Source organism: Loktanella sp. 3ANDIMAR09 (assembly GCF_001420005.1).
In the GTDB taxonomy this organism is placed as follows: Bacteria; Pseudomonadota; Alphaproteobacteria; order Rhodobacterales; family Rhodobacteraceae; genus Loktanella.
The window spans coordinates 42,683-67,257 of the sequence record NZ_LJAK01000015.1 but is presented as its reverse complement, the minus strand read 5'-3'; the positions used below and the strand labels follow the sequence as shown (position 1 = coordinate 67,257).

Genomic DNA, 24,575 nt, shown 5'->3' with positions numbered 1-24,575 from the left:
CGTAGTTCCGCAACCATGTCAGATACATCGCACATCACCGTCAGCGGCGCACCCGAAGGGTTTGACGCCAGACTGATCCTGTCAGAGCTGGAAAAGTCCGGCCGACCCGTCGTCCACGTCGCACGCGATGACAAGCGATTGGCCGCGATGCAGGCCGCCCTTGCGTTCTTTGCCCCCGATATGCCGGTTTTCACCTTTCCGGCGTGGGATTGCCTGCCCTATGACCGGGTGTCGCCCAACGCCGATATCTCGGCGCAACGAATGGCGACACTGGCCGGGCTGGTGCACGGGATGCCTGACCGGTTCGTGCTGCTTACCACGCTGAATGCGGCGACCCAGCGGGTGCCCGCCCGTGCGACCCTGCGCGAGGCGGCATTCACCGCGCGCGTGGGGGGCCGCGTTGACGAAGCTGCGTTGCGCCAGTTCCTGACACGCATGGGTTTCACCCAAAGCCCCACGGTGATGGAGGCGGGCGACTATGCCGTGCGCGGCGGCATCATCGACATCTATCCGCCGGGACAATCCGGCCCGATCCGGCTGGATCTGTTCGGTGACGTGCTGGACGGCGCACGACGGTTTGATCCGATCACGCAGCGCACCACCGAAAAGCTGTCCGAGATCGAACTGGCCCCGGTGTCAGAGGTCATTCTGGACGAGGCCGCGATCACGCGGTTCCGGCAGAACTATCGCATCGAATTCGGTGCAGCAGGCACGGACGACCCGCTGTACGAGGCGGTCAGCGCCGGGCGCAAACATCAGGGCGTGGAACACTGGCTTGCGTTTTTTCAGGACGATCTGGAAACGCTGTTCGATTATCTGCCGGGTGTGACGGTCACGCTGGACGATCAGACCAGCGCGCAGCGCATCGCGCGCTGGGACAGTATCGCGGACCAATACGACACCCGGATGCACGCGTTGAAACAAAAGGGCCGGATGGATTCCGTCTATAAACCCGCACCACCGCAGGGATTGTATCTAGACGATGCGGCATGGGATGCGGCGCTGGCCGCGCGGCGGGTGTTGCAGTTCAACCCCAACCCACAGGCCACCGGCATCGGCGTCATCAATGCGGGCGGCCGTCCGGGGCGCAATTTCGCGCCTGAGCGTCAGCAGGAAAACCTGAGCCTGTTCGGCGCCTTGGCCGGTCATGTAAAGGCAAAGGTGGCCGAGGGTCCGGTCGTCATCGCCAGCTATTCCGAAGGCGCGCGTGAACGCCTGACCGGCTTGATAGAGGATGAGGGCATCGGCGAGGTGATCCCGGTCAGCGATTTCACCCGTGTCGGCAAATCGGGCGTGCATCTTGCAGTCTGGGCGCTGGATGCGGGGTTCGAGGCACCGGGGATCACGGTGATTTCCGAACAGGATGTGCTGGGCGATCGCCTGATCCGTCAGACCAAGCGCAAGCGCCGTGCCGATAATTTCCTGACCGAGGCCAACGCGCTGGCCCCCGGTGATCTGGTGGTCCATGTCGATCATGGGGTCGGGCGGTTCATCGGGCTGGAGGTCGTCACCGCACTTGGCGCCGCGCACGAATGCCTGACACTGGAATATGCCGAAAATTCAAAACTGTATCTGCCGGTCGAGAATATCGAACTGCTGTCGAAATACGGCCATGACGAAGGTCTGCTGGACAAGCTGGGCGGGGGTGCATGGCAGGCGAAAAAGGCCCGGCTAAAGGAACGCATCCGACAGATCGCGGAACGATTGATCCGGGTCGCGGCCGAACGCGCGCTGCGCACGGCCCCTGTGCTGGAACCGACGGACGGGCTGTGGGACCAGTTCCTCGCACGGTTCCCCTATGCGGAAACCGATGACCAGCTTTCGGCGATTGACGATGTGCTGACGGACCTTGAGGCGGGCACGCCGATGGATCGTCTGATCTGCGGCGACGTCGGCTTTGGCAAGACCGAGGTCGCCATCCGCGCGGCCTTCGTTGCAGCGCTGTCGGGGGTGCAGGTGGCGATCATTGCGCCAACGACCTTGCTGGCACGCCAGCATTATCAAAGCTTTGCCGAGCGTTTCCGTGGTTTTCCGGTCAACGTGCGGCCCTTGTCGCGGTTCGTCAGCGCAGGCGACGCTGCCAAGACCCGTGCGGGCATCGCGGATGGATCGGTGGATATCGTCGTCGGCACCCATGCGCTGCTGGCCAAGTCTGTGAAATTCCGCAACCTTGGCCTGCTTGTCATTGATGAAGAACAGAAATTCGGTGTCCAGCACAAGGAACGCCTGAAATCATTGCGCACGGATGTGCATGTGCTGACGCTGACGGCCACGCCGATCCCGCGCACCCTGCAACTGTCGCTGTCTGGCGTGCGCGATCTGTCGATCATCGGCACACCACCGATCGACCGTCTTGCGATCCGCACCTATGTGTCAGAGTTCGACACGATCACCATCCGCGAGGCGCTCCTGCGGGAACATTACCGCGGCGGGCAGTCGTTCTTTGTGGTGCCGCGCATTTCGGACATGGACGAAATGGAGGACTGGCTGAAACGCGAGGTGCCAGAGGTCAGCTATATCACGGCGACGGGCCAGATGGCGGCGGGTGAACTCGATGACCGGATGAACGCGTTTTACGACGGCAAATACGATGTGCTGATGGCCACGACGATTGTGGAATCCGGTCTGGATATTCCCACGGCCAACACGATGATCGTCTGGCGGTCGGATATGTTCGGTCTGTCGCAGCTCTATCAGATCAGGGGGCGTGTGGGGCGGTCCAAGACCCGCGCCTATGCCTATCTGACGACAAAACCGCGTCAGAAACTGACCGATACCGCGCAGAAACGCCTGCGTGTGCTGGCCAGTCTCGACAGTCTGGGGGCCGGGTTCACGCTGGCCTCACAGGATCTGGACATTCGTGGCGCGGGCAACCTGCTGGGCGAAGAACAGTCAGGCCAGATGCGCGAGGTCGGCTATGAGCTGTATCAGCAGATGCTGGAGGACCAGATCAACGCCATCAAGTCGGGTCAGGCAGAAGGGTTGCAGGACGACGGCGAATGGTCTCCGCAGCTGAACCTGGGCCTGCCTGTGCTGATCCCAGAGGATTATGTGCCCGATCTGGATGTGCGTCTGGGGCTGTACCGTCGTCTGTCTGACCTGACGAGCAAGGTCGAACTCGAAGGGTTTGCCGCCGAATTGATCGACAGGTTCGGGCCGCTGCCCAAGGAGGTCAATACCCTGCTGTTGGTCGTGCGGATCAAGGGCATGTGCAAGAAGGCCGGGATCGCATCCATGGATGCAGGCCCCAAGGGTGCCACGATCCGGTTCCACAACGACAAGTTCGCCAATCCCGCAGGGCTGGTCGAATTCATCGGTGACTACAAGGGGCAGGCCAAGGTCAAGGACAACAAGATCGTGGTCATGCAGGACTGGTCCAAGGAAAAGGCCAAGGTGCAGGGTGCGTTCAATATCGCACGCGATCTGGCGGCCAAGCTGGCCAAGGTGGCGCAGGCCAAGTCCTGAAGCGGTGCGGATGCCGTCAGGCGTCCGCAGCGATCGCTTTTTGCAGGTCGGTGATGATCTGAACCCAGGTGTCAACCGGCAGAGCGCCGGGAACCGCGTGCTGGTTGGCCACGATGAACGTCGGCACGGCGCTGACCCCCATTTCGCGGCTGTGTGCGTCACGCTTGCGGATGTCGTCTGCGTCGGCGTCCGACGCCAAGAGCTTGCCCACCACGCTCGCGTCCATTTCAGCGGTATCGGCGATGTCGGTCAGCACCTCGTGGTCGCCAATATCGCGGCCATCCACGAAATAGGCCTTGAACAACAGGTCCACCACAAAGGTCTGGCGCTGTTCGATGCCCGCCCAATGGATCAGGCGGTGGGCATCCAGCGTGTTGGGCGTGCGGGTCATGGCGTCGAAATTGATCGTCAGACCGGCCTTTTGCGCGTGTTCGACGACGGGGGCATAGGCCTTGACCGCGCCCTCCTTGCCGCCGAATTTCGTTTCCAGATAGGTGCGGCGGTCCATGCCGGCTGTGGGCATGTCCGGGTTCAGCTGGAACGGATGCCATTCCAGCACAAACGGATGATCCGGAACCTGTGCCAGCGCTGCAAACAGATTTGCCTTGCCGATATAGCACCACGGGCAAATCGGATCTGACATGATATCAAGCTTGACCATGGCGGGTCTCCCAGTCTGGGCGCGGATGGCACCGTGAATTCTGTATGCGCGAACGCCTGCACGGTCTAGCAGGTCTGACGCAACATGAAAGACCGCAGGCCCCGGATCGGGACGGGCGGTTTTGGCGGATCGGGTGTTATCTGGGGGGCTGATTGATCCTGTGCCGGGATCAACTGCACAATGCGTCAGGGCCGGAACATGTCCGGCCCTGCATTGTCGATCAGGTGCGGCCGACGGGGGTCGCATTGGCGTTTTCAGCGCCGAATTTCGCATCGTCGGACAGCGTGTCTTCGCCTGCGGGGACGTTTTCCGCGCTGGACAGGATCTGCGCGTTGTCATTTTGCGCATCCATGGTGACATCGATCGGCTCTCCGCCCATCAGCCAGTCGGCCAGTTCCATCTGGGCTGCGACGCGGTCCTCGCCCTTGGATTTGGACAGATAGTCGATAAAGGCATCCTGGTCGCCGTCAAGGCTTTGGACCTCTGCCTCGTTCAGGCCGGGCCACTGCGTCAGAATGCGGGGGATGTATGCGGTCCAGTTATCGGAAACGTCTCTCCATTGCATGTGAAAACTCCTTGAATTGTGTCGTTACGGGACCAACCGTCGGCGGACGTTTCAGTTCCGTTCCGTTCGCGCAAAGCGTGGACAGAACGATCCGGTCACTGCGGTCCGGCGTGGTGCGTCACCAAAAGGATTATCACGTCGGCCGGGTGAAACCCGGCAAACGCGGCAGTCATGGGTGACAGCCGGTCCGTTGAGCTGGTCAATGAACGGCACGCATAGGCTGCATGGATCACAAGTGCAACCGCAACCCGTCAACCGCACGCAGCTGTGTCTCACTCGATCCTTGGCCCGGGGTCAGATCACGATGTCAGCGGCCCCAAGTGCAACTTGCCCTGCACCAATGGCGGTGTTGCCGACGATGCGTACCGGTGTGCATGCGCTGGCGGCCACGACCGCCAGCAACAACAGGATGCGCAGGTTCATTCCGCCGCGTTCCACCACCAGACGTCCGGCTGCCAGCCGGGCCAGTCGCCAAAGATCGGCAGTGTTTCGGGATAGCTCAGCTCCTTGGCATGGGCGATCCGGCTGATGTTCCACTGGTAGATCGGGATCACGTAGCGCCCACTGGTCAGGATGCGGTCCAGCGCCTTGACCGATGCGACAAAGTCATCCTGGGATTCAGAGGTGAGCAGGTTGCCGATCATGGTATCGACGGCGTCGGATTTGATCCCCATCAGGTTGCGTGTGCCCGGTTCGTCGGCTGTGGCCTGACCAAAATAGAAATATTGTTCGTTCCCGGGCGAAAGCGACAGGCCGACACGGTAGTATGTCATGTCGAAATCAAGCGCGTCGGTCCGTTCCTTGTACTGGGCGCCGTCCACCACGCTGATCGTCGGCGTGATCCCGATGCGTCCCAGCGACTGGGTGTACATGTCGATGATGGCCTGATTTTCGGAAGCACCGGTTTCCAGCAGGATTTCAAAGCTGAACGGATTGCCGTTCGCGTCCGACATCACACCGTTCTGGATGGTATAGCCTGCGGCCTCCATCTGGGCCAATGCGGCTGCGGTGCCGGCGCGGTTGCGTTCGGTTCCGTCCGACACGGGCAGGGTATAGCCGTCCAGCGCGCCGGGCAGCAGATCATCCGCAAAGGGTGCAAGAAGTTCCGCCACGCGACCGGTTGCCGGACCGTCAGCCATGCCCAGCGGTGAATTCGACCAATAGGAGGTGATGCGCGGCTGCGCACTGCCGGTCATGGTTTCATTGATGAATTCGAAATTGAACGCGTGCAGCAAGGCGTCGCGCACACGCCAGTCCGCAAACTGTGGCTGGCGGCTGTTCATGACGAAACCCGTCATGCCCGATGGACGTGCGTGCGGCAGGATGGATTTGACCACATCGCCTGCTTGTGCTGCCGGGAAATCATACTGGCTGTCCCAACGGGCGACGTTGAATTCGCGGTTGGAATTGACCTCTCCGGTCTTGAACGCCTCGAATGCTGCGGTTTCGTCACCAAAGAATTCCAGCCGGATTTCATCAAGATTGTGCAAGCCCGCCTCGGTCGGCAGCACATCGGCCCCCCAATAGTCGGGATTGCGCTTGAACGACACGAAGCGGCCAACCTCGAAATCGTCGATCACGTAGGGACCCGATGTGATCGGCACGATGTCGATACCGGATTCAGCGAAATCCACGCCGTCCCATTGTGCCTTTTTCAGGATGGGGCGCATGCCGGCCAGCAGGGCAAGTTCGCGGTCTTCGGTGTTGAATGTGAACCGGATCGTGCCGGGCGATACTTCTTCCAGGCTTGCGACCTTTCCCCAAAAACCACGGTAGCGACCGTGGCCTTGGGTGCCGAGGATTTCAAACGACCAAATCACGTCTTCGACCGTGACCGGGCTGCCGTCCGAAAATCTGGCGGCGGGGTTCAGGGTAAATTCGACCCATGACCGGTCGTCTGCGGTCTGTACGCCCGACGCAAGCTGACCGTAGAGGGTGAAGGGTTCGTCCAGACTGCGGACCATCAGGCTTTCGCCGATGAGATAGCGCAGTTGCCAGGGCACCGATCCCTTTTGGATATAGGGATTGAGGCTGTCAAAGGTGCCGACCTCTGCCGTGACGATCCGGCCACCCGTGGGGGCATCGGGATTTGCATAGGGGAAATGTTCGAAACCTGCGGGCAGGGCGGGTTCACCATACATCGCAATTCCGTGACTGTCGGCCATTGCCCCTGTCGCAGCCCAGGCGAGTGCCAGTGCTGTGGTTGCGGAAAATAGTCTGCTCATGCTGGTTGTCCCCGTTCGAAACCTATTGTTGCAGATATTGCTAAAGAGGGTTTCCAGCTAATTCAAACTTTTAGCTTCCACCCCGGCGCAGAATCTCCTATACAGGGGTCACTGCTCGATAGGTTTCTTGCCTGTATGAAACCTGCCTCAATAACTACACCCCGGCTTCGGCCGGGGTTTTTTTTGGTCTGAGGCAGCTGTTGCAACGGGTTTAGCGGGTGGCGAATCATCCGGCAACCCGCCGATTCGCCCTTTTTGCAAAAGTCTTTGAGGGTGAGGCGCAAAAGACTCACTTTGCGGTTCGGCATCGCGGACTTGGTTCTGTTGCATGGGCGCATTATCTTTGCTGCAACTGCAAAATGGATGAGGGAATCACCATGAATAGGCCATTGACCGGCAAGACCGCCGTCGTGACAGGATCGAATTCCGGGATCGGGTTGGGAGTCGCACGCAGCCTGGCCGAGGCAGGGGCATCGGTGGTGCTGAATTCCTACACCGATGACGCCGAGGATCACCAGCTGGCCGCCGACATGGCAGCCGAGTTCGACACAACCGTGCGCTACATCAGCGCCGACATGAGCAAGGCCGACGCCTGCCGTGACCTGATCGCGCAGGCCGGTGCCTGCGATATTCTGGTCAACAACGCGGGCATCCAGCACGTCGATCCAATCGAGGATTTTCCGACCGCGAAATGGGACGCAATCATCGCCATCAACATGTCCAGCGCGTTCCATACCACGGCAGCCGCGCTGCCGATGATGCGCAAGGCAGGGTGGGGACGGGTGGTGAATATCGCCAGTGCGCACGGCCTGACCGCATCGCCCTACAAATCCGCCTATGTCGCCGCCAAACACGGCGTCGTCGGTCTGACCAAGGTGACGGCCCTGGAAACCGCCAAGGAGGACATCACCGCCAATGCCATCTGTCCGGGCTACGTGCTGACCCCGCTGGTCGAGGCCCAGATACCCGACACCGCCAAGAAATATGACATGACCGAGGAGGAGGCCAAGGAGAAGGTGATCCTGGACCGTCAGCCGTCCAAGGAATTTGCCACCGTGGAACAGATCGGCGGCACCACGGTTTTCCTGTGTTCGGATCATGCCGCACAGATCACCGGCACCACCATCAGCGTGGATGGCGGCTGGACGGCGCTGTGAAGCGGATCAACCTCGCACTGCAGGGCGGTGGCGCGCATGGCGCGTTCACCTGGGGTGTGCTCGACCGCATCCTGGACGAAGACGACATCGAGGTGGCGGCCATTACCGGCACCTCGGCCGGGGCGCTGAATGGTGCTGCATTCAAGGCCGGCATGGTCCGGGGTGGGCGCGATGCGGCGCGGGCCAATCTGGATTGGTTCTGGGAACAGGTCGGCGCAGTCAATGCACCTGATGCGCAGGCCTGGTTGCAGGCATTGGGTCCGGCGGCCGGGGTGATTGCGGCCACGACGGCGGTGTCACCCGCCTATATGGCCTTTGATGCGGTGGCGCGCATGACCTCGCCTTACCTCTATGGTGATATCTTTGCCAATCCGCTGGCGCGGATCGTCCGCGACATGCGGTTCGACGATATTTGCAGCGACACCGGCCCTGCGCTGTTCGTGGGGGCGACCAATGTCCGCACCGGCAAGATCCGTGTCTTTAGCGCGGCAGAGCTGACACCAGAGGCGCTGATGGCCTCGGCCTGTCTGCCCACACTGTTCCAGGCGGTCGAGATCCCCGATCCGAAAACCGGCCGGGTCGAGGCCTATTGGGATGGTGGCTATACTGGCAATCCGGCGCTGTTTCCGCTGTATCAGCCCGCATTGCCCGATGACATCGTGATCGTGAACATCAATCCGCTGGTGCGGGCCGACGTGCCAAAGACCGCCGAGGCGATCAGCAACCGGATCAACGAAATCGGGTTCAACACGTCGTTGCTGGGGGAACTGCGGGCCGTGGCCTTTGTCCAGCGGCTCCTGGCGCAAGGCGCGTTGCAACGCGGCACGATGAAGGCCGCGAACATCCACATGATCGAGGATGACGCGCTGATGAACACCCTGAACGTGGCGACCAAGACGATCCCGCAACCGGTCATCCTCGCCCGGCTCAAGGCGGCGGGACGGGCGGCGGCGGATGCGTTTCTGGCGGATCACAAGGACGACCTGAACCAGCGCAGCACCGTCGATCTGGCAGCGATGTTCAACTGATCAGCTTGATCGCCAACGCCCACATCACGAGGCCGATCAACGCATCCAGAATACGCCAGGCACGCGCGGATTGCATCACGGGACGCAGGAATCGCGCCCCGTATCCAAGCGAAAAGAAAAACACATAAGAGGCCAGCACTGCCCCCGCGCCGAATGCTGCCTTGTCCACGGAGGCGGGGAAATTGGTGGAATAGGCCCCCACCAGCCCCAGCGTATCAAGATAGACGTGCGGATTGAGCCAGGTAAAGGCGGCGGCGGTCGCCAATGTGGGCCACAGGGCCAATGTCCGGCCTGACAGCACCATTTCGTAGTCGCCTCGCCATGCCGCGATGAACCGCGTCAGCCCGTAGACAAACAGAAATGCCGCCCCAGCCAGCGCCATGACGCGGGGCAACGCGGGCCATGCTTCGGTGATGGCGGCGAACCCCAGCACGCCCGCGCTGATCAGGATCGCGTCCGAGGTCGCGCACAGCAGGCACAGCCAGAACACATGCGCGCGCGCCAGACCCTGCCGCAACACGAAGGCATTTTGCGCACCGATGGCGAGGATCAGCGAAAACCCGGTGGCAAAGCCGGTCAGCCCGGCTGCAATCACGCCTCGGGGGCCTGTTTGACCGGCAGATCCTGCGGATAGACCAGACCCGCCGAAATCACGAGCTTGGCCGCGGCCTCGACGCTCATGTCCAGCACGATGATGTCGCGGCGCGGCAGGAACAGCAGGAAACCCGACGTGGGGTTCGGGGTGGTCGGCAAAAAGACGGTGATGATGTCCTCACCGGGCAGTTTTGCCTGCACCTCGCCCTTGGCGTCGGTCGAAACAAAGGCGACGGCCCAGATGCCCTTGCGCGGGTATTCGATCAGGCAGGCCTGATCGAAGGATGTGTCGCGCTGGGAAAACACGGTTTCCGCGATTTGCTTTGCACCGTTGTAAACGGACCTGATGACCGGCATCCGGTCGACCAGCCGTTCGGCGATGCGCAGCACGCTGCGGCCCAGAAACCCCTTGCCCAGCCAGCCGATGATGACAGTGAACACCAGAAAGATCACGACGCCGACGCCGCGCACGTCCATCGTGATGGGCGGCCCGTCCGGCGATCCGAACCAACGGTTCAGCAGCGCGTTGGGTTGATATTGGTCGGGTACGAACGGCCAGACCCAGCCGTCGATCAGACCCACAACGGAATATATCAGCCACAGCGTCAGCGCGATGGGGGCGATGATCACCAGACCTGCGATGAAATTGCTGCGCAGCCGACCAATGATCCCCGGTTTGCGGGGTGGCTGGATCAGTGGATCGGTGTCGAGGGGCATGGTCCGCCTTCCGCATGTGGGGATACGCTACACTTATGCCGCACCCTGTTGCGGCACAAGCGACACAGACCATCGCTGTGCGATTGCCCCGTCTTGTGAGCAATCGCGCAGCAGACTGCCCGCGGGCCTGGCAGTGATCAGACCAGATGGGCCGCGATGGCGGCGGCAAGACGCGCGTTGTTGCGCACCAGCGCGATATTCGCATCCAGTGACTTGCCGTCGGTCAGATCAAAGATGCGCCCCAGCAGAAAGGGCGTCACACCTTTGGCGGCGATCCCTTCGGCCTGGGCGTCGGCCAGCGCCTGCGCGATGATTGGTGCCAGCGTGTCTGCGGGAATTTCGGCCTCGGCCGGGATCGGGTTGCAGACCAACTGGCCGCCGGGCAGGCCCATGCGGTTGCGCACCACCTGTGCTGTGGCGATTTCGCGGGCGCTGTCCATGCGCAAAGGCGCCACCATGTCGGATGTGGCCGACCAAAAGGCGGGCAGGTGGTCCTGACCATAGGCGATGACCGGCACACCCAGCGTTTCCAGCACCTCGAACGTCGCGGGCAGATCGAGAATCGCCTTGGCCCCGGCGGCCACGACCGTGACGGGGGTCTGTGCCAGTTCCTGAAGGTCGGCGGAAATATCCAGCGAGGTTTCCCAGCCGCGATGCACGCCACCGATACCGCCTGTGGCGAACACCGCGATTCCCGCCAGATGCGCCGCGATCATGGTGGCGGCCACCGTCGTGGCCCCGGTGCCACCCAGTGCGATGCAGGCAGGCAGGTCAGCGCGGGACAGTTTGGCAACACCTTCGGCCTGACCCAGCTGGTCCAGTTCCGCATCCTCGAGCCCGATGTGCAACGTGCCGTCCAGCACCGCGATAGTCGCGGGTGTGGCACCTGCGTCGCGGACGTCCTGTTCGACCAGACGCGCGGTTTCGACGTTCTGCGGAAACGGCATCCCGTGCGTGATGATCGTGCTTTCAAGGGCGACCAGCGGTGTGCCGGCCTCCAGTGCAGCGGCGACCTCGGCGGAATAGGCCATGGGGATGGGGGATGTCATAGGGGGGTGTCTCCGGAAACGTAGGTTGCCGCGGCCTGAAGCGCGCGGGCAAGTGAGGCAGGACGATCAAGCCCCTGCCGTTCGGACGCAATATGCGCGGCCATGAAGGTGTCGCCAGCGCCTGTCACGCGGGTGACCAGAACAGGTGGCGGCGCTGCGGTGATGACGTCATCGCCCAGCGCCTCTGACGCGGCGTCGCCACCGTCGGTCACCAGCACACGGTGCGCGCCACGGGCAATCAGGGCGCGGGCGGCGGCGGCGCTGTCGTCGAATGCGGTCTGGCACAGCAGTCCTGCTTCTTCGAGGTTGACGTAGAGCGTGGCGGACGGGTGGCCGATCAGCGCCAGCAGGCGTTCCGCCTTGCCCGGCGAAGCAGGGGCCACGCGCAGGTCAGCGGCCGCAAACAGCGGTGACGTGGCGATGGTGCGCAACAATTCTTCGGTCAGGTTGCCGTCCAACGCGATGGACCCGGCAAAGGGCGCATCTGCACGGCCCAGCCTGCCGTCAGCGAGTGGGCGCAGGATCTTGTCCCCCGCAGCCTCGAGCGAATGGGCATCGGCGATGGCGGCGATCAGGCCGTTGGCGGCCTCGATCGCCATGTAGATGTCGGTGGGCAGGTCGTCCGACCGGTAGAGGTGATCGCAGATCAATCCCAGTGATTGCGCCTCGTCGATCAGGGCGTTGCCCTGTGCGTCGCGTCCCACAACCGACAGCAGGGCCGGTTGCAGGCCAAAGCGTTTCAGCGTCATCGCGATATTCATGGCGACGCCACCGGGGATGCGGCTGATGCGGCCGGGCACATCGGACCCGGCGCGCATGTGGCTGGCAGTGCGACCGATCACGTCCCACAGGACGGAACCGATGCACAGGATATCAGGTGTCTGTGTCATGTCCCGCTTGTGGCGCGGGTCGCAGACATGCGCAAGCCGTCAGGGCGCGGGAGTGCCCCATGTCATGTTTGCCCACAGCGTTTCCCACGCGGCGTTGTTTGCCTCGGCCAGTCGTTGGCTGGGTTCGCGGATCAGCACCGCATCGGCCATGTAGTCATGACCCGGCTGGACCGGAACACTGACCATTCCTTGCGCATCGGTGACGTAGAATGTCTGTGTCACGCGACCGTCGGGGGCGCGGTCGAACACCTCGAACCGGACGTTGGCGCGGGGCGCATCACGATACCACAACTGAAACCGCATCCCGTCCGACAGATCGTCTGTATAGGGGTTGGTCAGGGCCACGATCTCGGTTTCCAGCCCGGTGCGCTGGTCAGACCCTTGGGCATTGCCCACACCGATGAGTGATTTGGAATAGCGCGAATAGATTTCGGTAAACGGCTCTTGGGCAAAGCCGCGCGCGGCATGCGCCTCGAGAAAGCCCGTCAGGTCCTTGTGTTCCACAAAATCAAGGATGGTCTGCCAGTCATTGTAGGTCACCAGATTTTCGCGTGACTGATAGGCCAGAACGTTCAGCCCTTCGGCCGGGGGTTGGGACTGGACGGCAGGTTGGTCACCGATCCGGCCCGGCACGTTTGATGCGCCCTCTGGCGTAAAGTTCATGAATGCGGCAAACCGCTGCGGCAGATAGGGCAATGACTGCCCGACAAAGTCCGAGCCGTTGACAATCTCGACCGTCATCGTAGCTTCGGGCGCTATGGTGAAATCCTCTGGCTCAAGCCAGAGTTCGTGGGCCGATACCGGACCGGCGATAAGTGCAAGAGCGAGGACGATACTGCGCATGACGAGTTCCTTATTTACTGGCCCGAGGGTGTTGTTTCTGGGCTTGTTGTCAAGTCTGGCGCTGGTGTTCATCACGCTGGCGTCACCGCTGCGCGCCCACGAGGTGCTGCCTGCCATCGCCGACATGACGCGCGATGGTGACAGGCTGACGTTTTCCGTCGATGCCAACATCGAGGGTTTTCTGGCCGGGATCGACAAAAGCGCGGTGACGGATACCGACACCGCCCCGCAGGCCGCACGCTACGACGCGCTGCGCGCGCTGCCCCCACAAGAGATCGCGGCAGAATTCACGGCGTTTTTCCCCACCATGGCCGAAGGTATCATGGTGATGGCGAATGGGCAGGCGCTGCCGCTTGTGCTGGAATCGGTGACGACGGAACCGGTGGATGACCCGGAGGTGCCGCGCCTGTCGACCTTTGTGTTCGCGGCAGATCTGCCTGGCGGTGCGGACAGCGTCACCGTCGGCTGGGATCGCAGCTATGGTGGGCTGGTACTGCGTCAGCAGGGCGTGGATCAACCCTATGACGCGTTTCTGCAGGGTGGTGCCACGTCTGATGTGATCGCGCTGGGCGGCGGCAACGCCAAGGGGACGGTGGCTACGTTTTTCAGCTATATCCCGACCGGGTTCGATCACATCGTGCCGCTGGGTCTGGACCATATCCTGTTCGTGCTGGGGCTGTTTTTCCTGTCCACCCGGCTGGCACCGCTGCTGTGGCAGGTGTCGGCGTTCACGCTGGCGCATACGATCACGCTGGCGCTTGCCGCGCTGGGCTATGTCACCGCGCCGGCCAGCATCGTGGAACCGCTGATCGCGCTGTCCATTGCCTATGTCGCCATCGAGAACCTGTTTTCACGCGGGCTGTCGCCCTGGCGGCCGGTCATCATTTTTGGCTTTGGCCTGTTGCATGGTCTGGGCTTTGCATCGGTGTTGGCCGAATTCGGATTGCCCGAGGGCCAGTTCGTGCCTGCGCTGATCGGGTTCAACATCGGGGTCGAGATCGGTCAGTTGTCCGTGATCGCGCTGGCGTTTCTCTGCGTCTACAAGGCGCAGGACTACAGTGCGGCTGGCACGCGCAGCATTACGGCGGCGGCTGCCTATTTGTTGGCGGTTGTCGTGCTGCTGGCCATGCTGGTGCCGCTGGCGGCCTATGCGCCGGGCTGGACCGGTGACCTGCTGCCCGTGATGGCGACATTCGCGGTGCTGCTGGGCCTGTGTGCGGTGGCCGTGAACGTCGGGCGCTATGACAGCTATTCTGATATCGTTGCCCAGCCGGCGTCGGTCCTGATCGCGATCGTTGCGATTTACTGGGTGGTGGAACGCGTATTCCTTTGAGGGTTGCGGCCTGTGCCGGTTTAGCCTAAGGGACGCGCACGTATCCCGCAGGCGGGGGCGGGTCGGTTGGGGAGAAATCCCAAACGATCCACCGGTTGGACCATTCGGTCTGATACCCCCGCTGAGGCTAAACCGGAAAAGGATAAGACCATGGCTCTTCCCGAGTTCTCCATGCGTCAGCTGCTTGAAGCTGGCGTTCACTTCGGCCACCAGACCGCACGCTGGAACCCGCGCATGTCGCCCTTCATCTATGGCGCGCGCAACGGCATTCACATCATGGACCTGACGCAGACCGTCCCGATGCTGGACCAGGCGCTGCAAGTCGTGCGTGACACGGTTGCCAAGGGCGGCCGCGTGCTGTTCGTCGGCACCAAGCGTCAGGCACAGAACCCCATCAAGGACGCTGCAGAGAAATCCGCGCAGTTCTACATGAACCACCGCTGGCTGGGCGGCACGCTGACCAACTGGCAGACCGTCTCCCAGTCGATCAACCGCCTCAAGCAGATCGACGAAGCGTCCGAGAACGGCTTTGCCGGCCTGACCAAGAAAGAGCGTCTGGGCATGGAACGTGAGCAGGGCAAACTGCAAGCGTCGCTGGGCGGTATCCGCGAAATGGGCGGCGTGCCCGACCTGTTGTTCGTCATCGACGTCAACAAGGAAGACCTCGCTATTCTCGAAGCACAGAAGCTGGGTATCCCTGTGGTTGCTGTCGTCGACACCAACTGCTCGCCCAAGGGTGTCGACTATGTCATCCCCGGCAACGACGACGCAGCCCGCGCGATCCAGCTGTACTGTGATCTGGCTGCCCGTGCTGCCCTTGACGGCATGCAGGCCCAGCTGGGTGCAGCAGGCGTCGACATGGGTGCCATGGAAGAGCTGATGGCAGAAGAAGATGCCGCAGCTGCTGCCGCCGCCAGCGAAGAAGCTGCCGCAGAGGCCTGAGCCTTGCGTCACCCGGGCGTCATGCCCGGGTGAGACAACCTGCACCAGACCAAGGGCCCGGGCCGTGCTGTGCGCACGCCCTGGCCCGGTCCCGAATATATCAGGAGAATGATCATGGCTGTTACTGCAGCACAGGTAAAAGAGCTTCGCGACACGACTGGCGCGGGCATGATGGACGCCAAGAAGGCGCTGACCGAAACCAACGGCGACATGGAAGCCGCGGTTGACTGGCTGCGCACCAAGGGTCTGGCCAAGGCCGCCAAGAAATCCGGCCGCACCGCCGCCGAAGGTCTGGTTGCCGTGGCAACCGAAGGTGGCAAGGGCGTCGCCGTCGAAGTGAACTCGGAAACCGATTTCGTCGCGAAAAACGCTGATTTCCAGAAAATGGTCGGCAAGATCGCAACGGCAGCCGTGACCGTTGATGATGTCGACGCGCTCAAGGCGACCGAAGTCGACGGCAAGACCGTCGAGCAGACCGTGACCGACGCCGTCGCCGTGATCGGTGAAAACATGTCCGTGCGTCGCATGGCGACCGTCAACGGCAGCACTGTCGTGTCCTATGTCCATAACTCGGTTGCACCCGGCATGGGCAGCATCGGCGTTCTGGTGGCCATGGACGGCGACAACGAGGCGTTCGGCCGTCAGGTCGCGATGCACATCGCTGCGGCAAACCCCGCCGCCCTGAGCGAGGCTGATCTGGACCCGGCGATCGTCGAAAAGGAAAAGCAGGTCCAGATGGACATCGCGCGCGAATCCGGCAAGCCCGAGGCCGTCATCGAAAAGATGATCGTCGGCCGCATGGCAAAGTTCCTGGCTGAATCCACGCTGTTGGGTCAGGCATTCGTCGTGAACCCCGACCTGACCGTGGCCAAGGCCGCCGAAGAAGCCGGCGTGACCATCACCGCGTTCCAGCGTCTGGAAGTCGGCGAAGGCATCGAAATCGAGAAAGAAGACTTTGCCGCAGAAGTGGCAAAAATGAACAAGTGATCCCGTTCGGGATCTGACGAAAGGCCCCGCAATTTGCGGGGCCTTTTGCGTTTGGGGGGTAGGGACCTTGCCACTGCAATGCCACGGATTGTGGCAAATCACGCGGCGGGCCATCACCAATGAACGAAATTAATCATTAATGTTTTCCAAATCAGAACACATTTGGCACCTATCCCGGCTCTCGAGGATTTGATCGAGGAGCTGAAAATGCCAACCATTACCACTGAAACCCGCACCGACCCTGACAACCTGTCCAACTGGAACACCATCGTCATCACACGGACCGACGGCGTCGAAACCAGCCGCACGACGACCTATGACGTGTCGTCGAAACCGACGTCCGGTCTGGTCATCACCGATGACCGTGACGACATCGGTCTGACGCGCAGGCTGTCCGTCGATGCGCAGAACGTCAACAGCTGGTCCAGCATCGAGGTGATCTACGATACCTCGTCAGGCGCATCGCTGCCCGTGACCAAGACGACGATTTTCGATAACGGTCAGTCGGTTGTCGATAGCTACGACGCGTCGGGCACCGTTGTGTCGACCCTGCGCACCGACGCCGACCCCAGCCAGGCTGACTGGTCCACCATCTCTACGACGCTGGACACGGAAACCGGTCGCACCACGGTTCTGACGCAACTGGATGACGGATCGTCCGTGCAGGAAACGACAGCGGCGGACGGCACATTGATCCAGCGCGTCCGTACCGATGCCACCGGCGAGGACAATACCTCCAGCTACAGCACGATCACGACCGACTACGATAGTGAGGGCAACGTCCAGCAGATCACCTATGAATACGACAACGGACTGGAACGCGTTGAAACCTACGCGACCACGGACGGCACCACCTACATGACGGACGCCGTGCAGAACGATCTGGGTGATGTCTATTCCTGGCTCTCGATCACCGAGACGATGAATGCAGAAGGCAACGTCATCTCGCGCGCGCAGATCAATGACGACGGCAGCAGCCGGACCCAGACATTCGATGCGACAGGCGTCATGCTGTCCGACCAAAAGACCGACGTGGAGGGCGTGGTTCAACTGGATACCTATGTCGCGGGTGTGCTGACCTCGACCACGCTGACCGACGGTTCGACGGATGGCGCGGCCGAAGCATGGGCCAGCAAGACCGTGACATTCGTTGAGGGCGAAAAGACGGGCGATGCGATCGTCTATGACAATGGCACCAGCGTGACCAAGACCTATACCGAGGGTGTCCTGAGCCGCCATGAATTCACCGATGGTGAAGACGGCACGGCAGCCGATACACGGTCCTACGACAGCATCGTGACCACCTACGCCGCCGATGGCGACCGCATTTCGTCGGTCACGACGATGGACAACAGCGATACGATCAGCCGGACCTACAACGAGGATGGTTCCATCGCGCAATACGTCCGCGCCGATGTGTCCGACAGCAAATCCTTTGCCACGATCACCCGTGATTATGACGCGGATGGCGATCTGTCCGCCACCACATTGGTCAAGGACGACGGCGTGACCTCGGTCAACAGCTTTGACACGACCACCGGCCTGCGTACGTCTTCGGTCGTGACCGATGCCAGCGGCACGGACAGCACACAGTCCTGGTCCGAAGTGGCGAAAACCTATGATGCCGCGGGCAACCTGACGCAGCACCAGACCACCTACGACAACGGCAACGTCAAATCGACAAGCTACACCTATACCGACGGAGAGCTGACGGCGGTTTCGACAACGCAGGACGGTCCGGCCAGCGGCACGGGCGTCTACGTGGCCGAACTGTCCAAGACCTATGCCGAGGATTCGGGTGGTGAGCTGTATCTGTCCGAGGTGTCGAAAACGCTGAGCAACGACAAGCAGGTCGTCCAGACCTATGCCGAGGACGGTGACATCGCGAGCCGCATCACCACCGACATCAGCGCCGATGGCACCGGCTTCAAGTGGGACATGATCGAGATCCAGCATGATGACGCAGGTCGGGTCGATTCCAAACTGACGACATACGATACAGGCGATGAAATCCTGGTCCTGTTCGACGATGCAAACGCCAAGACAGCGCGGGTTCAGTTCGACGGCAACGAAAGCAACAGCTGGCAGTTCCGCGTGACCGAATACGACGCAGAGGGCAACGGCACCACGTCCTTTGCAACCGCAGCGGATCTGGACAACGCATATCGCGATTTCTTCGACCTCGAACCGATCGTGATCTGATCGGCGATCCTCAACCGGAGAAATTGGCCTCGCACGCAAGTGCGGGGCCATTTTCATGACCGGGGCAGGGTGCCTTAGCCCAGATAGATCTGGCCCGGTGCGAATTTGACCCGCGGTGCGCTGCGTGTCGCGAGGAAAAACCCAAGCGCCAGCGGTCCGACCCGCCCTGCGAACATCATCAGCATGATGAACGACAAACCGATGCCGTCCAATTCAGCCGTCGCACCGCGCGACAAGCCGACTGTGCCAAAGGCCGAAACGACCTCGAAGGCGAGGTCGAGAAATTCACCGTCATGCGAAATCGACACGAAAAACAGGCCGACAAACACAAGGATCATGCTGACGGTGGTCAGGGCCAGGACCTTCATCACTTCTTCCATCTTGAGTGATCGGCCAAAGATGTTCAGCCCGGAGGTTCTGCGGAAGAACGCAATCGTCGCAACGATCAGCACGATCAGCGTCGTGACCTTGATCCCGCCCGCGGTCGAGGTGCTGCCACCGCCGACGAACATCAGCAGCATGGTCAACATCGTGGTGCTGTCATGCATGGCGCCTGTGTCCAGCGTATTGAAACCGGCGGTACGCGGCGTGACGGCCTGAAACCACGATGCCCACAGCCGCTGACCGGACGAGGGCAGGGCGCCCAATGTCCCCGGATTGGTCCATTCCAGCAGCGCAAAGGTGACAAAACCAAACACGATCAGGCAGGCCGATCCTGACAGCATCAATTTCGAGTGCAGTGTCAGGCGTTGCCACGACCGTTTTTGATAAATGTCGCCCACCACGACGAATCCCAGACCACCCAGAATGAACAGCACCGGAATGACGATATTCACGATCGGATCGGCGACATAAGGCACAAGCCCGGTCGGCAGCAGCGAAAAACCTGCGTTGTTGAATGCTGAAATGGCGTGGAACAGCGCCAGCCACATGCCGTGGGCCACGCCGAATTCCGGTATGAAAACAAAGCTGAGGATGCATGTCGCCAGCAGTTCGCAGGTCAGTGCGACAACCAGAATGATCCGCACCAACACCGTCAGATTGTTCAACGTGGTCTGGCCCAGATCCTCGCGCAGGATCAGGCGTTGCGGCATACCGACCGGGATACCAAGCGCGGACAGGACCATAACGGCAAAGGTCATCAGCCCCAGACCGCCAAGCTGGATCAGGGCGGCAATCACGACCTCGCCGAACAAGCTGAAGGTTGCGCCGACGTCGACTGTCGACAGGCCTGTCACCGTGACTGCCGAGGTCGAAATGAACACCGCCGTCATCAGGCCAATGTCCACGTCTGGCGCGGTGGCAAAGGGCAGGGACAGCAGACCCGCCCCAACGATGATTGAAGACAGATAGATCAGACACAGGGTCGCCGGTGGCGGCATACGGAAACTGCGCAGGCCGAACCGTCCACGACGCTGAAGCGGCGATGACGGCATCACAGACTCTCGGCGAAGGCGCGCAAATCGGTCCGGGTACCCAAAAGCAACAGTAAATCATCGGGTTGCAGGGTCAGGCTGTTGCCGTCATGGCCTAGAAATTCGGTGCCGCGCATGACACCGACACAGCGCAGATTATGCTCCTTGGTGTGGCTCAGATCTTCGAGCTTGCGATCCTCGAGGCTCTCTGGGATGCGGAAATTCACCACATGATACCCATTGCCGAGGCTCACGTAGTCGCGCACCAGCGGATTGTGCATGACCTGTGCGATGTGCTGTCCGACCTCGTGTTCGGGATGGATGACCCGGTCGACGCCCAGTTTTGACAGGATGCGGTGATGGGTCTTGGTACGGGCCTTGGCCCAGACCGTCCGCACACCAATCAGTTTGAGATTCATCACCGCCAGGATCGATGCCTCCAGATCGCTGCCCATGGCGACCAGAACAACATCGCAATCGCCCATGCCGGCCTCGCGCAATGCCGTCTCGTCGCGGGCATCGACGATCATGGTTTGCGTCAAGGTGTCGACCATGTCGCTCACGGCTTGCGGGTTGGTGTCAATTCCGATGACGTGGTTGCCAAAGCGTGTCAGCTCGTTCGCGACAGCCCGTCCAAAGATACCAAGTCCAACGATTCCGAATGTGCGACGTCCGCGTGCCATAACCATTTCCTGCAACTACCAGAATGACACTAGTGTGCTTTGCACGGATGAGAAGCGGTGACGGTGCTTTGGTTGGCGGATTACAGCAACGGACCGGGATTTGATCCGCTCCTTTAATTACATAATACCAATTACAAGCAAACGATCATGTGCTTGCGGCCGACTGGCCTTTGCCGTGTCGGTGACTATACAGACCCCAATTGAAAAATGGAGGCTGGCATGAGCAAGTCAGAAATCGGCCTGTTGGGTCTGGGTACCATGGGTGCTGCCCTTGCGTTGAACATCGCTGACAAGGGTTTCGACATCGCGGTGTTCAATCGCACGACGCAGGTCACGCGTGATTTCGCCAAGGATGCCGGTGATCTGGCACAGCGGATCACCCCAACGGAAAATCTGAAGGATTTTGTTGCTGCCATCGCAACACCGCGCACCATCATTCTGATGGTGCCCGCCGGCGATCCTGTCGATCAGCAGATCGCTGCGCTGCGCCCGTTGCTGGACGACGATGATCTGATCATCGACGCTGGAAACGCGAATTTTCACGACACCAATCGCCGCGCGGCCGAGGCTGATGGCAAGCCCTTTCTGGGGATTGGCGTATCCGGTGGCGAAGATGGTGCGCGCCATGGCCCGTCCATCATGGGTGGTGGCCCGCGCGAGGCCTGGGACCGTGTGGCGCACATCCTGACCGCAATTGCCGCGCAACACGACGGGACAGCCTGTGCGACATGGATGGGTCAGGCGGGCGCAGGTCATTTCGTCAAGGCCGTGCACAACGGTATCGAATACGCCGATATGCAAATGATTGCAGAGGTTTACGGCGTGATGCGCGATGGCATTGGGCTGGATCATACCCAGATTTCCGATGTTTTCGCCACATGGAACAATGGCCCGCTGGCATCCTATCTGATCGAGATTTCACACAAGGTCGCGGCTGCCAGTGACAGTTTGACCGGTGCGCCGCTGCTCAGCGTGATCCGCGATGCGGCTGGGCAAAAAGGCACGGGCCGCTGGACTGCGATCGAGGCGCAGCACCTCGCAGCCCCCGTTCCGGCCATCGAAGCGGCCGTTGCCGCGCGCAACATCTCGGCCCGGACCGAGTTGCGCGCGCAGGGTCAGGACCTCTTTGGCGCAGCGCCCGTCAGCCTGAACGGCGCGCTGGAGATCGACCAGTTGGAACAGGCGCTGATCGCGGGCAAGATCCTGTGCTATGCGCAGGGTTTCGACATGATCACGCGTGCCTCTGACGATTTCGGCTGGGCACTGCCGCTGCCGGACATTGCCCGGGTCTGGCGCGCGGGCTGTATCATCCGGTCCGTGATGCTGGACGACATGGCAACGGCGCTGACAGAAAATCCTGATGAAAACCTGATGTTTTCCAAACGGTTCGCCGGTGATCTTGGGGAAAATCACATGGCGCTGCGACAGGTCGTGGCACAGGCGGCATTGCATGGGCTGCCGATGCCTGCGCTGTCATCGGGGCTTGCGTATTTCGATGCCATGCGCACGGCCCGTGGCACGGCCGACATGATCCAGGGGCAGCGCGATTATTTCGGGCGCCATGGTTTCACGCGGCTGGATCGCGACGGGACCGATTTCCATGGACCCTGGGCGGATTGAACCGCCCTACCCCAGTGCGTATCCCGCCCCGCGGACGGTGCGCACTGGGTCAGTCCCGCCTTCGGCGGTCAGCACCTTGCGCAGACGCCCCACGTGGACGTCCACGGTGCGGGTATCAACATAGATATCACGACCCCAGACCCGGTCCAGCAATTGATCGCGTGACCAGACACGACCGGGTTTTTCCATCAGCGTGGACAAGAGCCTGAATTCGGTCGGACCCAGTTTCAGGGCATTGCCGTCGCGCGTGGCGCGGTGCGTTTCCGCGTCCAGCAGAATATCCTCATACACCAGAACCTGCCCCACGGATGTGGGCCGGACGCGACGCAATTGCGACCGGACCCGCGCCATCATTTCCGACATGGAATAGGGTTTTGTCACATAATCATCCGCGCCGGTTTCCAGACCGCGCACGCGGTCCACCTCCTCGGTGCGGGCCGACAGCATGATGATCCCCACAGACCGGGTCGCGGGGTCCATCTTGATCCGGCGACAGACCTCGATCCCGGTCACACGCGGCAACATCCAGTCCAGAACCATGACGTCCGGCGGGTCCTCTGCGACGACCATCATCGCCTCTTCACCGTCGGCGGCCCCCGACACACGGAAACCCTCTGCCTCGAGGTTATAGGTCAGAACCTCGCGGATCGCGTGTTCATCTTCGACGACTAGGACATGCGGCTGGGTGGACATGGGTCATTCCGGTTCCGTGGTATAGGCCGTGCGGTCTGACTTTGGACGCGCCTCGTCCGGCATGTCACCGGTGACCAGATAGATCACCTGTTCTGCCATATTGGTCGTCAGATCGCCCATGCGCTCGATGTTCTTGGCCATGAAATGCAGATGCATGCAGGCGGTGATGTTGCGCGGGTCTTCCATCATGAAGGTCAGGAATTCGCGGAACAGCGCGTTGTACATCTGATCGACATCCTGGTCGTGCTGGCGCACGTCCTCGGCCAGTTCGGCATCGCCGCGGATGTAGGCATCCAGCGTGTCGTTCAACATGCCCTGCACCTCGCGGGCCATGCGTTTCAGCGCGACTTCGGACCCGCTGATGACCGGCATGTCGATCAGGACCGACGTGCGTTTGGCGATGTTCTTTGCATAATCGCCGATCCGTTCAAGCGAGGCCGCCAGCCGCAGCACCGTCAGGATGGACCGCAGGTCCTTGGAGACCGGCGCACGCAGGGCAATGGTGCGTGCCGCGGAATCGTTGATCTCGATTTCCAGCGCGTCGATGGCCTTGTCACCGTTGCGGACCTTTTCGGCCAGCTCCAGATCGCGGGTCGCCATCGCCTCGGCGGTCTGCAGGATCGCCGCCTCGACCATGCCACCCATTTTCATGATCAGTGTCGTGATCTCTTCTAGGTCGCGGTCGTAGGCCGATGAAATGTGTTGTTGATCGCTCATGGTCGCCGCTCCTTATCCGATCCGGCCCGAGATATAGCTCTCGGTGCGCGGGTCTTCGGGGTTGGTAAAGATTTTGTCCGTCTCGTCGTATTCAACCATGTTGCCGAGATGGAAAAACGCGGTTTTCTGACTGACCCGCGCAGCCTGCTGCATCGAGTGGGTCACGATCACCACCGAAAAGCTTTGGCGCAGTTCGTCGATCAGTTCCTCGACCTGGGCCGTGGCGATGGGGTCCAGCGCACTGCACGGCTCATCCATCAGCAGAACCTCTGGTTCCGTCGCGACAGCGCGTGCGATGCACAGGCGTTGCTGCTGGCCACCCGACAGGCCGGTGCCCGGTTCGTGCAGACGGTCCTTGACCTCTTCCCACAGGGCACCGCGACGCAGGGATTTTTCAACGATCTCGTCCAGCTCGGCCTTGTTGCGGGACAGGCCATGGATTTTCGGGCCATAGGCCACGTTGTCATAGATGGACTTTGGAAAGGGGTTCGGTTTCTGGAACACCATGCCGACCTTGGCGCGCAGCTGTACGGGATCAACGCGGGGATCATAGATATCCTCGCCGTCGATGGCGATGTGGCCTGTGACACGCGCGATATCAATCGTGTCGTTCATCCGGTTGATGCACCGCAGAAACGTTGACTTGCCGCAGCCCGAGGGTCCGATAAAGGCCGTGACGGTCTTGTCCTCGATCTGGACGGACACGTCCTTGATCGCGTGTTTTTCGCCGTAATAAACGTCGATATTGTTCGCCGAGATCTTGATGTTCTTGGTCATTGAGGTGTCTTT

22 protein-coding genes are annotated in these 24,575 nt (G+C 61.3%); 8 read left to right on the top strand and 14 right to left on the bottom strand.

Annotated elements, in window-relative coordinates:
• Positions 1-15: 15 nt before the first annotated feature.
• On the top strand, positions 16-3,465 hold the full coding sequence (gene mfd / locus AN189_RS16730; protein ID WP_056038595.1) for a transcription-repair coupling factor: 3,450 nt from the start codon (positions 16-18) through the stop codon (positions 3,463-3,465).
• A gap of 16 nt (positions 3,466-3,481) precedes the next feature.
• Here the strand turns inward: mfd and AN189_RS16725 are convergent, their stop codons facing one another.
• The 4 genes from AN189_RS16725 to AN189_RS16715 form a co-directional block, all read right to left on the bottom strand.
• Positions 3,482-4,126, bottom strand: a complete 645-nt coding sequence (locus AN189_RS16725) for a DsbA family oxidoreductase (RefSeq protein WP_056038592.1) — start codon at positions 4,124-4,126, stop codon at positions 3,482-3,484.
• A gap of 220 nt (positions 4,127-4,346) precedes the next feature.
• Positions 4,347-4,691 carry a hypothetical protein gene (locus AN189_RS16720; protein ID WP_056038589.1) on the bottom strand — a complete coding sequence of 115 codons (345 nt, stop codon included), beginning with the start codon at positions 4,689-4,691 and terminating at the stop codon, positions 4,347-4,349.
• A 294-nt stretch (positions 4,692-4,985) separates the two neighbouring features.
• Complete coding sequence (locus tag AN189_RS19685) at positions 4,986-5,114, bottom strand: hypothetical protein (RefSeq protein ID WP_301281465.1); 129 nt, start codon at positions 5,112-5,114, stop codon at positions 4,986-4,988.
• Positions 5,111-6,916 carry an extracellular solute-binding protein gene (locus AN189_RS16715; RefSeq protein ID WP_056038586.1) on the bottom strand — a complete coding sequence of 602 codons (1,806 nt, stop codon included), beginning with the start codon at positions 6,914-6,916 and terminating at the stop codon, positions 5,111-5,113. The genes AN189_RS19685 and AN189_RS16715 overlap by 4 nt, the downstream gene beginning before the upstream one ends.
• A gap of 377 nt (positions 6,917-7,293) precedes the next feature.
• On the opposite strand from AN189_RS16715, the gene AN189_RS16710 reads away from it, so the two are divergent.
• Together AN189_RS16710 and AN189_RS16705 are read left to right on the top strand one after the other, a co-directional pair.
• Positions 7,294-8,073 carry a 3-hydroxybutyrate dehydrogenase gene (locus tag AN189_RS16710; RefSeq protein WP_056038652.1) on the top strand — a complete coding sequence of 260 codons (780 nt, stop codon included), beginning with the start codon at positions 7,294-7,296 and terminating at the stop codon, positions 8,071-8,073.
• A complete protein-coding gene (locus AN189_RS16705; RefSeq protein ID WP_056038583.1) occupies positions 8,070-9,101 on the top strand; it encodes a patatin-like phospholipase family protein in 1,032 nt (343 codons plus the stop codon). Before AN189_RS16710 ends, AN189_RS16705 begins: the two co-directional genes overlap by 4 nt.
• On the opposite strand, the gene AN189_RS16700 is transcribed toward AN189_RS16705, so the two are convergent.
• From AN189_RS16700 to AN189_RS16680, 5 genes are all read right to left on the bottom strand, one after another.
• Positions 9,094-9,696 (bottom strand): LysE/ArgO family amino acid transporter, encoded by a 603-nt coding sequence (locus AN189_RS16700; RefSeq protein ID WP_056038580.1) that lies wholly within the window; start codon positions 9,694-9,696, stop codon positions 9,094-9,096. The genes AN189_RS16705 and AN189_RS16700 overlap by 8 nt on opposite strands.
• Positions 9,693-10,412: a DUF502 domain-containing protein gene (locus tag AN189_RS16695; RefSeq protein WP_056038579.1), complete on the bottom strand. Its 720-nt coding sequence runs from the start codon at positions 10,410-10,412 to the stop codon at positions 9,693-9,695. Before AN189_RS16695 ends, AN189_RS16700 begins: the two co-directional genes overlap by 4 nt.
• 137 nt (positions 10,413-10,549) lie before the next feature.
• Positions 10,550-11,443 carry a pseudouridine-5'-phosphate glycosidase gene (locus AN189_RS16690; protein WP_301281464.1) on the bottom strand — a complete coding sequence of 298 codons (894 nt, stop codon included), beginning with the start codon at positions 11,441-11,443 and terminating at the stop codon, positions 10,550-10,552.
• 14 nt (positions 11,444-11,457) lie between these two features.
• Positions 11,458-12,351, bottom strand: a complete 894-nt coding sequence (locus tag AN189_RS16685) for a PfkB family carbohydrate kinase (protein ID WP_056038565.1) — start codon at positions 12,349-12,351, stop codon at positions 11,458-11,460.
• 39 nt (positions 12,352-12,390) lie between these two features.
• Entirely contained in the window at positions 12,391-13,194 is an 804-nt protein-coding gene (locus AN189_RS16680) for a DUF4198 domain-containing protein (RefSeq protein WP_172794936.1), read from the bottom strand.
• Here AN189_RS16680 and AN189_RS16675 point away from each other — a divergent pair.
• The 4 genes from AN189_RS16675 to AN189_RS16660 all read left to right on the top strand — a co-directional run bounded on the left by AN189_RS16675 (position 13,193) and on the right by AN189_RS16660 (position 18,658).
• Positions 13,193-14,527, top strand: coding sequence for a HupE/UreJ family protein (locus AN189_RS16675; protein ID WP_056038559.1), 1,335 nt, complete (start codon positions 13,193-13,195; stop codon positions 14,525-14,527). The two genes, AN189_RS16680 and AN189_RS16675, sit on opposite strands and share 2 nt — an antisense overlap.
• Before the next feature lie 150 nt (positions 14,528-14,677).
• Complete coding sequence (gene rpsB / locus AN189_RS16670) at positions 14,678-15,469, top strand: 30S ribosomal protein S2 (RefSeq protein ID WP_056038556.1); 792 nt, start codon at positions 14,678-14,680, stop codon at positions 15,467-15,469.
• A gap of 114 nt (positions 15,470-15,583) precedes the next feature.
• Complete coding sequence (tsf, locus tag AN189_RS16665) at positions 15,584-16,456, top strand: translation elongation factor Ts (RefSeq protein WP_056038649.1); 873 nt, start codon at positions 15,584-15,586, stop codon at positions 16,454-16,456.
• Between the two features lie 207 nt (positions 16,457-16,663).
• Positions 16,664-18,658 (top strand): hypothetical protein, encoded by a 1,995-nt coding sequence (locus AN189_RS16660; protein ID WP_157057533.1) that lies wholly within the window; start codon positions 16,664-16,666, stop codon positions 18,656-18,658.
• Positions 18,659-18,732: 74 nt separating this feature from the next.
• Here the strand turns inward: AN189_RS16660 and AN189_RS16655 are convergent, their stop codons facing one another.
• Together AN189_RS16655 and AN189_RS16650 are read right to left on the bottom strand one after the other, a co-directional pair.
• Positions 18,733-20,094 carry a TrkH family potassium uptake protein gene (locus AN189_RS16655; RefSeq protein WP_253279661.1) on the bottom strand — a complete coding sequence of 454 codons (1,362 nt, stop codon included), beginning with the start codon at positions 20,092-20,094 and terminating at the stop codon, positions 18,733-18,735.
• Positions 20,094-20,756: a TrkA family potassium uptake protein gene (locus tag AN189_RS16650; RefSeq protein ID WP_056038549.1), complete on the bottom strand. Its 663-nt coding sequence runs from the start codon at positions 20,754-20,756 to the stop codon at positions 20,094-20,096. Before AN189_RS16650 ends, AN189_RS16655 begins: the two co-directional genes overlap by 1 nt.
• A gap of 219 nt (positions 20,757-20,975) precedes the next feature.
• Here AN189_RS16650 and gndA point away from each other — a divergent pair, with 219 nt between their 5' ends.
• The gene (gndA, locus tag AN189_RS16645; protein WP_056038642.1) at positions 20,976-22,376 is read left to right on the top strand and encodes an NADP-dependent phosphogluconate dehydrogenase; all 1,401 of its coding nucleotides are present in this window, start codon (positions 20,976-20,978) and stop codon (positions 22,374-22,376) included.
• Positions 22,377-22,382: 6 nt separating this feature from the next.
• Here the strand turns inward: gndA and phoB are convergent, their stop codons facing one another.
• The 3 genes from phoB to pstB are packed head-to-tail and all read right to left on the bottom strand — an operon-like array spanning position 22,383 to position 24,563.
• Positions 22,383-23,069 carry a phosphate regulon transcriptional regulator PhoB gene (gene phoB / locus AN189_RS16640; RefSeq protein ID WP_056038547.1) on the bottom strand — a complete coding sequence of 229 codons (687 nt, stop codon included), beginning with the start codon at positions 23,067-23,069 and terminating at the stop codon, positions 22,383-22,385.
• Positions 23,070-23,072: 3 nt separating this feature from the next.
• Positions 23,073-23,786 (bottom strand): phosphate signaling complex protein PhoU, encoded by a 714-nt coding sequence (phoU, locus tag AN189_RS16635; protein ID WP_056038544.1) that lies wholly within the window; start codon positions 23,784-23,786, stop codon positions 23,073-23,075.
• Positions 23,787-23,798: 12 nt separating this feature from the next.
• Positions 23,799-24,563, bottom strand: coding sequence for a phosphate ABC transporter ATP-binding protein PstB (pstB, locus tag AN189_RS16630; protein WP_056038638.1), 765 nt, complete (start codon positions 24,561-24,563; stop codon positions 23,799-23,801).
• Between the last annotated feature and the right edge of the window lie 12 nt (positions 24,564-24,575).